The organism is Microbispora sp. CSR-4 (genome assembly GCF_008033685.1).
In the GTDB taxonomy this organism is placed as follows: Bacteria; Actinomycetota; Actinomycetes; order Streptosporangiales; family Streptosporangiaceae; genus Microbispora.
Window position 1 is genome coordinate 55,792 of record NZ_VJVX01000033.1, and the last position, 11,448, is coordinate 67,239.

The window sequence follows — 11,448 nt, forward strand, 5'->3', positions numbered from 1 at the left end:
GAAACCCGTTTCACGTTGACCGCACGTGCTCACCTCGCAAAGTAACCGAGTGATCACAAGGTGGCAATCACCTTCTCCGGCTTCCGGCACGGGTATGGTCTCCTCCGGGGAGGACAACATGATCGCCGAATCGCGTCTGCGCAGGGTGGGGGTGGTGCTGGCCGGCGGCGTCGGTCAGCGCGTGGGCCTCAACACCCCGAAACAGCTTCTGAAGATCGCCGGGAAGACGATCCTGGAGCACACCCTCGACGTGTTCGACGGCCACCCGGAGATCGACGAGGTCGTCGTCCTGATGGCTCCCGGCTTCGTCGCCGAGGCCGAGGAGATCGTCAGGAGGAACGGTTACACCAAGGTCGGCCGGGTGCTCGAAGGCGGTGCGAGCCGCACCGAGACGACCTGGCGGGCGCTGTGCGCGCTGGGCGAGCAGGAGTGCGACGTGCTGCTGCACGACGCCGTACGGCCGCTGATCGAGCCCCGCATCATCAGCGAGTGCGTGGCGGCCCTCGAACGCTACGAGGCGGTCGAGGTGGCGATCCCCTCTTCCGACACGATCGTGGTGGCCGCCCCAGGCCCGCGCGGCGACATCATCCGCGACATCCCCGACCGCTCCCGGCTGCGCCGGGGGCAGACCCCGCAGTGCTTCCGCCTGTCGGTGATCCGGGCGGCGTACGAGCGGGCCCTGGCCGACCCCGAGTTCCCCTCGCTGCCCACGACGGACGACTGCGGCGTCGTGCTGCGCTACCTGCCCGACGTGCCGATCTACATCGTGCCCGGCAGCGAGCACAACATGAAGGTCACCCATCCGGTCGACGTCTTCATCGCCGACAAGCTCTTCCAGCTCGCCGAGAACACCGCACCCGCGCTGGACGAGGACGCGTACCGGGCCGGGCTCGAAGGCCGCACGCTCGTGGTCTTCGGCGGCAGCTACGGCATCGGCGCGGACATCGTCGCGCTGGCCAAGGGCTACGGCGCGAGCGTCCACTCGTTCTCCCGCAGCCAGAACGGCGTGCGCGTCGAGGACGTCGCCGCCGTGGAGGACGCGCTCGCCCGCGTGTACGCCGAGACCGGCCGGATCGACTACGTCGTCAACACGGCGGGCGTGCTGCACATGGGCAAGCTCGGCGAGTCCGGGCAGCACACGATCGAGGAGACCATCGGGATCAACTACCTCGGACCGGTCAACATCGCCCGCGCCTCCGTGAAATACCTGATGGAGACCCGCGGTCACCTGCTGCTCTACACGTCCTCGTCCTACACCCGCGGCCGGGCCGACTACAGCCTCTACTCCTCGACGAAGGCCGCCGTCGTCAACCTCACCCAGGCGCTCGCCGACGAGTGGGCCTGCCAGGGTGTCCGCGTCAACTGCGTCAACCCCGAGCGCACCGCCACCCCCATGCGGCTGCGCGCGTTCGGCGACGAACCCGCCGGAACGCTTCTCTCCCCCGCCGCCGTCGCCCGCACCAGCATCGACGTGCTGCTGTCCCGCCTCACGGGACAGGTCGTGGACGTACGGCTCAACCGATGAACACAACCATCAACGGAGGGACGGGCGCCCGCCCATGGGGGGAAACAACAGGGGGCGCAGGGCCCCGCACGCACTGGTCAGGCTGGCCCGGCGACCGGCGCTGAGAGGCCTGGCCGGTGGGCGCAGGGGCGCGTTCACCGCGCTCACGCTCGCGTCCTACCCGGCCCTGCTCACGGCCGCCGTGTGGCCGCTGCCGGCGACGTTCGCACTGCTCGTGCCGCTGTCGTACGCCGCGGAGATCGCGCTGCCCGGCCGGGCGGCGGCGATGCTGAGCCGGGCCCATCTCGGGGCCACGGTCCGCTTCCTGTCGCGTGAGACGGCCGTCGTGGTGATGCTGGCGCGGCTGGCCCCGGGACGGCCGTGGTGGTTCGCGGCGTTCGCGGCCGGGCTGTTCCTGTTCCACGGCCTGCGTGCGGTGCAGACGTGGCTCGCCGAGCACGTCGACCGGCGGCACAACCAGATGCCGGTGGTGACCCGCAACATCGACCTGCCCGCGCTGCGGATCCCGCCCGCGCCGCCGCGCGCGCTGCTCACCTGCCGGGGCGCCAAGCTGCTCTACCTCGACGCGCTCGCGGTCGTGCCGGCCGCTGCCGGGGCGGCGGCGGGCCTGGGCTGGACGGGCGCGGCGGGCGCCGCCGCGGCCCTGGCGCTGGAGGTCGTCGCGGTGGCCCTGCTGCTCGTGCACGCGCGGCGGGCCAGGCACCTGGGCGACCGGCGCCGCTTGCTCGCGGTCGTGGACAAGTGGGTCGCCGCCTACCGGCCCGAGGTCGTCATGTACTTCTCCGGACCGGTCACGGCGGCCTACCAGGCCACGATGTGGCTCGGGACGCTGGAGCGCATCACCCCGAGGACGCTCGTGGTGCTGCGTGAGCGGGCCCAGGTCACGGCCATCGGATCGACGACGCTGCCGGTGGTGTGCGTCCCCTCCTCCGTCGACCTCATGAACTTCCGCGCGCTCGACGGCGTGCGGGTCGCGCTGTTCCCCGCCAACGTCGGCAACAACATCCACATGCTCCGGGTGCCGGGCGTGCGGAGCGTGTTCATCGGCCACGGCGACAGCGACAAGGAGGCGTCCTTCAACCCGTACACCAAGGTGTACGACGAGGTCTGGGTGGCCGGGCCGGCCGGGCGCGACCGCTACCTGCGCGCACAGGTGGGCGTGCGCGACGAGGCCATCGAGGAGGTCGGCCGCCCCCAGCTCGCCGGGGTGCGGCGCACCAGCCCGTACGCCGAGGGGGCGGCGCCGCACCGGACCATCCTGTACGCGCCCACGTGGGAGGGGTGGAGCGACGACCTGTTCCACAGCTCGCTCGTCGCCATGGGCCCCGCGATCGTGCGCGCTCTGCTCGACGAGCCGGTGCGGGTGATCTACAAGCCCCACCCGTTGACCGGTCACCGCTCGCAGGCCGCCCGCACGGCCCACCGGAAGATCATCAGGCTGCTGTCCGAGAGCACCGGCATGCCGCACCTCGTCGTGACCGGCCGCGAGCCGTCGCTGTACGAGTGCTTCAACGAGGCCGACGTGCTGATCTCGGACATCTCCAGCGTGGTGTCGGACTTCGTCGCCAGCGGCAAGCCGTATGTCGTGGCCAACGTGGCGGGCCTGCCGGAGGACCGGTTCCGCGAGCGCTACCCGGCGGCCGGGGCGGCCTACCTGCTCGGGCCCGACCTGGCGGAGCTCCCGGACATCCTGCGCCGCCTCGACGTGGTCGGAGAGGACGACATGGCCGCCGCCCGGCGGGCGCTGCGCGCCTACCTGCTCGGCGCCGACCAGCGCGACCCGCTGGCCCGCTTCGAGGAGGCCGTACGGCGTGCCGCCGCCCGGGCCGAGGCCCGCGCCCTCTCCCTCGGACTGAGCGCCCTCGATCCTGTCGTACACGAGTGAACGCGCCGAGGAGAGCTTATGGATGCCAAGGAAGGGCGATACCAGGTGACCTCGACGGTGCCCTTCGGGCGGGAGATCTTCGTCCCCCACCCGATCGGCTTCACGCTCGACACCTCAGTCTTCGAAGAGGTCCTCTAGGCTCGCCCGCTCCGGCTTGGGGCGGGGCTTGCTGAGCTTCGGGGGGCTGGTCAGGAAGCCCGTCCCCCACGAGACGTGCATGGTGGCGTACACCAGCGGCAGGCGGACGAGCGCGGCGCCGGGCAGCCCGCGGCCGGTGAGCACCGAGCCCGCCAGGATCGCGAGGAGATAACCCCCGGGAATGATCAGGCCGGGCAGGAAGAAGGGTGAGACCACCAGGCCCAGCGCCATCGCCGCCACGGCGGCCGGCGGGGCGAGGTAGCGCAGGTTGATCGTGCCCTGGTGGGTGCGGGAGACGACCCGCCGCCAACGGCCGTAGTGGAAGTACTGCTTGGCCAGGGCGCGCACGTTGGGCCGGGGAGGGTAGGTGACGCGCATTCTCGGCTGGAACCACACGAGCCCGCCGGTCTCCCGGATGCGGTGGTTCATCTCCCAGTCCTGCGCGCGCAGGAAGTGCTCGTCGTAGCCGCCCACCCGGTCGAGGGCGCTGCGGCGGAAGACGCCGAGGTAGACGGTGTCGGCCGGACCGGCCTCCCCGCCCGTGTGGAACCGCGCGTTGCCCACGCCGATCTTCGAGGTCATGGCGCAGGCCACCGCCTGCTCGAACGGCGTGATCCCCTCGGCGGCCATGATGCCGCCGACGTTGTCGGCGCCGGTCTGCTCCAGCGTCTCCACTGCCGTACGAAGGTAGTCGCGGGGCAGGATCGCGTGTCCGTCCACCCGCGCGACGATGGGGTTGCGGGACGCCGCGATGGCGGCGTTCAGCGCGTTGGGAGTGCGGCCGGTGGGGTTCGGCACGACGACGACACGGCGGTCCTCGGCCGCGATGGCGTCGGCGACCTCCTGTGTGCGGTCATGGGAGGGGCCCACGCTGATGACGACCTCAAGGGGGCCCTCGTAGTCCTGTTCGAGGACCTGCCGTACGGCGTCGCGCAGGTGCCGTTCCTCGTTGAGCACCGGCATGATCACCGACACCGGCGGCCAGGGCCGCGCGGGATTCTGGCTCGACTGTCGCGAGTCGGGAAAGGGCTTCATGGCGGCGCTCACGCTACTGTACGGAGGGGTGGAGACGGCAACCGGAGGACGGGAATGCCCGGCGACCATGAGGAGGACTCCGGCGTCCGCGTAGGGGGCGACGGGTACGGCGGGGTTAGGCTGACGGCGCAACGCGCCCGCCGGCGGAGGACGAGCCTCCGATCCCTGGTCATATCGGGCTCGCTGTCGGGAGTCGTGCTGATCGGCTCGGGCGTGGCGTGGTTCGCGCCGAACTACGCGCTCAACCGCATCCGCTCGGTGGACGCCGGGACGAGCGAGGCCGAATCCACGGGCGCGATGAACATCCTGCTGGTGGGCGTGGACAAGCGCGACAACCTGACCAGGCGCCAGCAGAACCAGCTCCACCTCGGCCGCGACGTCGGCCAGCGCACCGACACGATGATGGTGATCCACCTGTCGGAGGACCACCGCAGGGTGACCGTCGTCAGCCTGCCGAGGGACACCTGGACGACGATCCCCGGCAAGGGCGAGCACAAGATCAACTCTGCGTACCAGTTCGGCGGAGCCAAGCTGGCCGTGAAGACGGTGGAGCAGGCGACGGGCCTGAGCATCAACCACTACATCGAGGTCAACGTGCTCGGGTTCATCGATGTCGTGGAGTCGCTGGGCGGCGTCACCGTCTGCACGCCGGTGCCCATCGACGACCCGAAGACCAGACTGCACCTCCAGCCGGGGACGTACACGCTGGACGGCGTCAACGCGCTCGCGTACGCCCGCACGAGGGCCACGGCGCGCTCCGACCTCGACCGCATCGACCGGCAGCAGCAGGTCATCTCCGCGCTGCTCGGCAAGGCGCTCAGCGGCGGCACGCTCGCCAATCCCGTCAAGCTCACCGGGTTCCTCGACTCGACGTTCAAGACGCTCACCGTGGACGCGGCCCTGCAGAAGAACCTGCTCGGCATGGTGAACCAGTTCAAGACCGTCTCGACCGACGACGTGTCGTTCGCGACCGTGCCGCTGGCCGACGTGAACTACCACACGCCCACGGGCGAGTCCGCGGTGCTGTGGGACAAGACGGCGGCCCGCGACCTGTTCCAGCGGATCGCCGCCGACCAGCCCCTCGTCAAGCCCTCGGCGAAGGCCTCGGCGTCTCCTACAGGCAGCCCCGCCGCGTCCGCGAGCGCCGTGGCCTCTCCTTCTGCCTCTCCGACGGCGCTCACGATCCCGCCGGGCCGCATCTCGGTCAAGGTGCTCAACGGCACGCTCATCACCGGTCTCGGCGCGACCACGAAGGCCCGCCTCGTCGATGCCGGGTTCATGGTGCCGTCGCCTCCCGGCGACACGACCCGCCGCGACTTCGCCACCACGGTCATCCGCTATCCGCCCGGCCGCGAGGACTCGGCTCGTACGGTGGCCGCCGCCATCCCGGGCGCCGAGCTGCGCGAGCAGCCCGACGTGGCCGGCATCGAGGTGGTGGTCGGCCAGAAGAACCATGACGTGAAGAAGGTGAAGGTCACCGCGCCGGAAGACGCCGCCGCGTCCGCATCGCCCACGCCGCAGGCGACCCCCTCCGCCCGCACCGCCACGCAGAACATCTGCAAGAAGTAACCGCCCGGCCAGCATTCGCGTCGGACCGGCGGCACCGCCACACCCCCTCAAACGCAGTCCCACCCACTGGAGGGCCAACTGATGTCCAACTGAGAGAGCGTCAATTTTCGACGCTCTCTCAGTTAGTATCAGTGACATGGAACCGGAGGCACTCAGTGCCGTCCTCGACGCCGTCGGCAAAGGCGTGCCGGCGGACGCCCTGGAGTCGGAAACCCTGGACTTCAAACTTGTCGCCGACTCTCCCGAGGCGACCTTCGCTCTGCTCGCCGATACCCTGGTCTGCTTCATCAACGCCCAAGGCGGCACCGTCGTCTTGGGGGTGGACGACAAGGCGACGGTGAGAGCGGACGCCTTGCGCGGCGTGCCCACCTCCTACACCTTGGACGGCCTCCGCAAAGGGGTCTTCGACCGGACGTCTCCGCCGATCACACCATTCGTCGTGGAAAGGATCGTGGACGGCGTCCGGCTGGTCGCCCTGTCCGTTCCCCGCGGAGTCATGCCGCACAGCAACGCCGCGGGTCTCGCCACTCGTCGCCTCGGCAAGGAGTGCCTTCCGTTTCCCCCCTCGCAGCAGCGCGAGGTCATGATCGCGCGGGGTCAGATCGACTGGTCCGCCGAGGCGTCCGGTGCGGGGCTCGAGGACCTGAGCGCGGTGGAAATCGCCCGGCTTCGTGACCTGCTGGTGGCAGCGGGCCGCGATCACCTCGCAGCGCTGTCCGACCGAGCGATGCTCGAAGCGCTGCGACTCATCACTCCGGACGGCGGTGTCACCAACGCCGGGGTCCTCCTGCTCGCCGACAAGCGGGTGCTGCGCACCGTGGTCCCCAGCTACGGATACTCCTATCAATTCCGCCCCACCTTGGGCAGCGAGGCGACGGGCAGGAGCAGAGGGACCCGGCCCCTGCTGGCGGCGCTCGAAGTGATGTCGGACGCGGTCGCCACGCGCCGGGAGATCCACCCGCTCACGATTTCCGGCGGTGTGCAGCTCCAGCTCACCGACTATCCGCAGGACGCCGTACGAGAACTGATCGTCAACGCCTTCATCCATCGTTCCTACGAGACCAGTGGGACGGTGGACATAGAGCACTCCCCCGAACGGCTGGTCATCACGAGTCCTGGAGGGCTTGTCGCCGGGGTCACCCCGGACAACATCCTCACGCACCCTTCGACGCCGCGTAACCGGCTTTTGACCGAAGCCATCTCCACTCTGCAGTTGGCTGAGCGCACGGGGCAGGGCATCGACCGGGCCTATCGGGAGATGCTTCGTGTGGGCAAGGAACCTCCGTCGATCGAAGACAGCGGCACCCTCGTGCGCGCGACGCTCTCCGGCGGCATCGGCAACGATGCCTTCGTCCGCTTCGTCGGCGAGTTGCCCGCGAAGGCGGCGCGCGATGTCAACGTCCTGCTCACGCTGTCGCATCTCCGCCGCGACAGCGCGATCGACGCGCTCCGGCTCGCCGCCGTGATCCAGCGTCCTCCCGAGGAGGCCCAGGAAGTGCTCATGTCGATGGCGGAGGAGCACGGTCTGCTGGAGCCGAGCAGACGCACCGCCAGAAAACTGTTTCCCACGTATCGCCTGCGGGCCGAGACGGTCGCCGCGATGTCCCGGGCAATCACCTACCGGCGCCGGGGTGTGGACGGGATGGACCAGAAGATCATCGATCACGTTCGCGAGTACGGCTTCGTGACGAACCGCACCCTGCAGCGCCTCTTCGACATTCAGGTGTACGCGGCGCGCGACATGCTCAACGACCTGCGTGCACGCCGGATTCTCGAGAAGATCGGAGACGCGCGCGGCGGGACTGGAGTCAGGTATGGGCCAGGGCCTGCCTTTCCGCGCTGAGTGACCGGTGGCGTGATCTGGTGGTCAGGCGTACGTCCACGGACTCGTCGCCGCCGCGCTCGCACCACAGGGCCAGGTGCCGGTCGGCGGCCTCCCTGGCGATGGCGGCCGGGACCGGCGGGGCCTCAGCCGGACGCGCTCGGGGCGTAGATGTCGTCGAGGCCGATCAGGCGGATACCGGGGGTCCCCGGCGGCCGAGGCCAGCAGCTCGGCGGGCCGCGAGGAGGTCGCGGGCGCAGGCCGGCATAGAGGTGTAGTTCACAGAACTGTACTTCTGTGAATCTCCCCGCTCGCGAGCGCGCTGCGGACCGCGTCGAGGAGGGTGGCCGGCTCTCCGGTCCGGTACGCCTTCCTGGATGTGGTTCATGACGTAGCCGAAGGCCAGGCCGGTCGCCGGGTCGGCGAAGCCGAGCGAGCCGCCGTAGCCGGGGAACCCGCGGGCAGGAAGCGGTTCACCTGCGCGCGGGACGCGGCACGGGTGGGGGGTCCCCCGGCAGGCGGAGCGTGCGGTGGACCATCTGGTGCAGAAAGGTGCGGAAGCGCCACAGCGCGCCGGGGTGCTTGTGGTCGTATCGCTGGCCCGACCTGTCGTACACGCCGCTCTGCACGAAGCTGTGCACGCACCAGATCACCGCGTTGATCGTGTAGTCCACGTCCACGTCCGGGGCGGTCACCATCGGGGAGATGGTGTCGATCACGAACTGCGCCGCCGGAGCGGCGTACATCGGCTCCAGCTCGGGGATGTCGGTGGCGTCGGCGAGCCACCTGTGGGTGTAGAGCGCCGGATATTCCGGCTGGTTGCAGCAGAAGTCGATATATCGGTCGAGAAGCCGGTGCAGGGCGACGATCTTCTGGTCGGGCGGGGCGCCGACGATGTCCTTGATCCCTTTCTCCAGGACGGCGTTGTGAGCGCTGTTCATGAAGTCCATGACCTCGAGATAGATCTCTCGCTTGTCGCCGAACTGCCGTTTGATGTAGGCGACGTCAGTGCCCGCGGCGTCGGCGATCTGCCTGAGGTCCGTGCCGTCGTAACCCAGCCCGGCGAACAGGCGGGTCGCCACCTGGAGAACGCGGTCGGACAGGTCCCCGTTGCCCGTACCCGTCATGCGGTAGTCGGTTCCCCCGTGGATCCCCCCTAATCACCGTATGGCGGGCCCGGTTCGGAACTGTTCCGGACACTTGCCGGGCTTGTGCGGGTTCGCGGCGGGCAGGGATCTTCGTGGGGTTCTCTTCAGACGCTCCTCGCGAGACGCCTACGGAGGTCCCGTCGTGCACCGATCATCCGATCCGGAGGGCGGATCGAACCTTCGGTTCGGCTTGCTGGGCCCGGTCGAGGTCAGGAGGAACGGCAGGCCGGTCCCGCTCGGCTCGCCCAAACAGCGCGCCCTGCTGACCGCGCTGCTGCTCGAACCCAATCGGGTCGTGTCGATCGACCGGCTGGTCATGGCGGTGTGGGACGAGGAGCCGCCCCGCTCGGCCGTCGCCAACGTCCGCACCTACGTCAACCGGCTGCGGGGGACGCTCGGCGACGGCGACCGGCTGACGGCCCGGCCGCCCGGCTACGTCCTCACCGTGCACCCCGGCGAGCTCGACGTCAGCGAGTTCGCCGACGCCCTGCGGCAGGGCAGGCAGGCGCTGTCGGCCGGGCGGCCGGAGACGGCGTTGCGGCACCTGTCGGCGGCCCTCACCCGGTGGCGCGGCGCGCCGGCCGAGGACGTGCCCAGGTCGGCGGCGCTCGGCCCGCGCCTGGACGCGCTCGCCGAGCAGCGCTGCCTGGCCCTGGAGGCGCAGGCGGAGGCCCGCCTCATGCTGGGCGAGCACGCCGACGCCGTGCCGGAGCTTCGGGAGACGGTGGCCGCTCATCCCACCAGGGAGCGGCTGTGGGGCAGCCTCATGCTCGCGCTGTATCGCACCGGCGACTCCGCCGCCGCGCTCGCCGCGTACGGCCAGGCCCGCGCGTTCCTGGCGGAGGAGCTGGGCGTCGAGCCCGGTCCCGAGCTGGCCGAGCTGCACCGGCGAATCCTCCGGCGGGACCCCGCCCTCGATCCGTCCCGTCCGGCCCCCGTGTCGGAGGCAGGGCCGACACCGGTCGCGGGCCCCGGAAGTCTCGTGAGTCTCGTGGGCCGCGATGCGGAGCTGAACGAGCTCGTGGCCGCGATCACCGCCGCACCCCCGCGGCCCGTCCGGCCGGTCGCCGTGCACGGCCCTGCGGGGGTGGGCAAGTCGGCCCTCGCTCTGCACGCCGTACGGATGGCGGCGCCGGCCTTCCCCGGCGGCGTGTTCCACGTCGACCTGCGGACCCTTCCCCGGCCCGGCGCGTACGAGACGCCGGCCCGGCTGCTGGGACTGCTGGGACTGGCGGACGATGAGATCGCCGCCGACCTCGACGACGCGGTGCTCCAGCTCGGGAACGCCACGGCCGGCAGGCGGGTGCTCGTCCTTCTCGACAACGTGACCGACGAGGGGCAGGTGCGCCCGCTGATCGGCGCCTGTCCCGGCTGCCGGTTCGTCATCACCAGCAGGACGGTGCTCGGGGCGCTCGACGACGTCGACCATCTGCCGCTCGCTCCCCTGACCGACGACGCGGCGTACGAGCTGCTGGTGCGGCTCTGCGGCCGGGACCGGGTCGATCCCGAGCAGGTGAGGAGGGTGGCCCGGCTCTGCGACAACCTGCCGCTCGCACTGCGGATCGCGGGCAAGCGGCTGGCGGTCCGGCGGGAGTGGACGCTGGCGGCGTTCGCCGACATGCTGGCCTGCGAGGAGCACCGGCTCGACCTGCTGACCTGCGGCGACCTTTCCGTACGCAGCGCCCTCGACCTCGACTACCAGGCCCTGCGGCAGTGCGGGGGGACGGCGAACGGCAGCGCGCTCGCCCTGTTCCACCGCCTCGGCGAGCGTGGCATGGCCGACTGCGGGTCGGCGACGGCGGCGGGGCTCCTCGGCCGTGACCGGCGTACGGCGTGGGCGGCACTCGGCAGGCTGGCCGATCTCCGCCTGATGAAGCCGATCGCCCCGGACCACTACCGGATGAACGACCTCACCCGCCTGTACGCCATGGAAATCGCCAGAACAGCAGGAAAACCCGCGAACGGGAATTCGGCCGTCTAGGGTGGCCATTCGAAAGCGGGGCGCCCTTCGCGCGAGGGGAATTCGCGCGAAGGACGCTCCGCCGTGTCCGTCTAGCAGATGTACTGCCAGTATGTGCAGTAACTGCCGCCGGGGATCCCCGACCCGGTGCAGCAGTAGCGCTGGACGCAGCCTGTGCTCTCGTACCAGCAGTTGACCGCCTCCGCGCGGGTGGCCGGGACCAGCCGGGCGACCATCCGGTCCGCCAGTCGCTGAATCGTCCGTGTCATTCAGTTCCTCCTTGTGAGGGACTCCTTTTCGGAGCCCGACATTAGGAGCGGCCTCGATCGCGGACGTACCACTGCGATACACGAATTCCTGTATCGC

The 11,448-nt window shown here is 70.4% G+C and carries 8 protein-coding genes; 5 read left to right on the forward strand and 3 right to left on the reverse strand.

Going from position 1 to position 11,448, the window contains the following annotated elements; all coding sequences use genetic code 11:
- The first annotated feature begins 118 nt into the window (after positions 1 to 118).
- Both FLV34_RS23415 and FLV34_RS23420 read left to right on the forward strand, forming a co-directional pair.
- Positions 119 to 1,525 carry a bifunctional cytidylyltransferase/SDR family oxidoreductase gene (locus FLV34_RS23415; protein WP_185948938.1) on the forward strand — a complete coding sequence of 469 codons (1,407 nt, stop codon included), beginning with the start codon at positions 119 to 121 and terminating at the stop codon, positions 1,523 to 1,525.
- Positions 1,526 to 1,559: 34 nt separating this feature from the next.
- Positions 1,560 to 3,410 (forward strand): CDP-glycerol glycerophosphotransferase family protein, encoded by a 1,851-nt coding sequence (locus FLV34_RS23420; RefSeq protein WP_147944058.1) that lies wholly within the window; start codon positions 1,560 to 1,562, stop codon positions 3,408 to 3,410.
- A 114-nt stretch (positions 3,411 to 3,524) separates the two neighbouring features.
- Here FLV34_RS23420 and FLV34_RS23425 read toward each other — a convergent pair whose 3' ends face one another.
- Positions 3,525 to 4,583, reverse strand: a complete 1,059-nt coding sequence (locus tag FLV34_RS23425) for a glycosyltransferase family 2 protein (RefSeq protein WP_147944059.1) — start codon at positions 4,581 to 4,583, stop codon at positions 3,525 to 3,527.
- A 54-nt stretch (positions 4,584 to 4,637) separates the two neighbouring features.
- Between FLV34_RS23425 and FLV34_RS23430 the strand changes: the two genes are divergently transcribed.
- Together FLV34_RS23430 and FLV34_RS23435 are read left to right on the forward strand one after the other, a co-directional pair.
- The gene (locus tag FLV34_RS23430; protein ID WP_147944060.1) at positions 4,638 to 6,152 is read left to right on the forward strand and encodes an LCP family protein; all 1,515 of its coding nucleotides are present in this window, start codon (positions 4,638 to 4,640) and stop codon (positions 6,150 to 6,152) included.
- Between the two features lie 136 nt (positions 6,153 to 6,288).
- Complete coding sequence (locus tag FLV34_RS23435; protein ID WP_147944061.1) at positions 6,289 to 7,995, forward strand: ATP-binding protein; 1,707 nt, start codon at positions 6,289 to 6,291, stop codon at positions 7,993 to 7,995.
- A 452-nt stretch (positions 7,996 to 8,447) separates the two neighbouring features.
- On the opposite strand, the gene FLV34_RS23440 is transcribed toward FLV34_RS23435, so the two are convergent.
- Positions 8,448 to 9,101: a TetR/AcrR family transcriptional regulator gene (locus tag FLV34_RS23440; protein WP_142646397.1), complete on the reverse strand. Its 654-nt coding sequence runs from the start codon at positions 9,099 to 9,101 to the stop codon at positions 8,448 to 8,450.
- Between the two features lie 163 nt (positions 9,102 to 9,264).
- Between FLV34_RS23440 and FLV34_RS23445 the strand changes: the two genes are divergently transcribed.
- On the forward strand, positions 9,265 to 11,103 hold the full coding sequence (locus FLV34_RS23445; RefSeq protein WP_187280707.1) for a BTAD domain-containing putative transcriptional regulator: 1,839 nt from the start codon (positions 9,265 to 9,267) through the stop codon (positions 11,101 to 11,103).
- A gap of 71 nt (positions 11,104 to 11,174) precedes the next feature.
- Here the strand turns inward: FLV34_RS23445 and FLV34_RS40655 are convergent, their stop codons facing one another.
- Positions 11,175 to 11,351 carry a hypothetical protein gene (locus tag FLV34_RS40655; protein WP_168065728.1) on the reverse strand — a complete coding sequence of 59 codons (177 nt, stop codon included), beginning with the start codon at positions 11,349 to 11,351 and terminating at the stop codon, positions 11,175 to 11,177.
- Between the last annotated feature and the right edge of the window lie 97 nt (positions 11,352 to 11,448).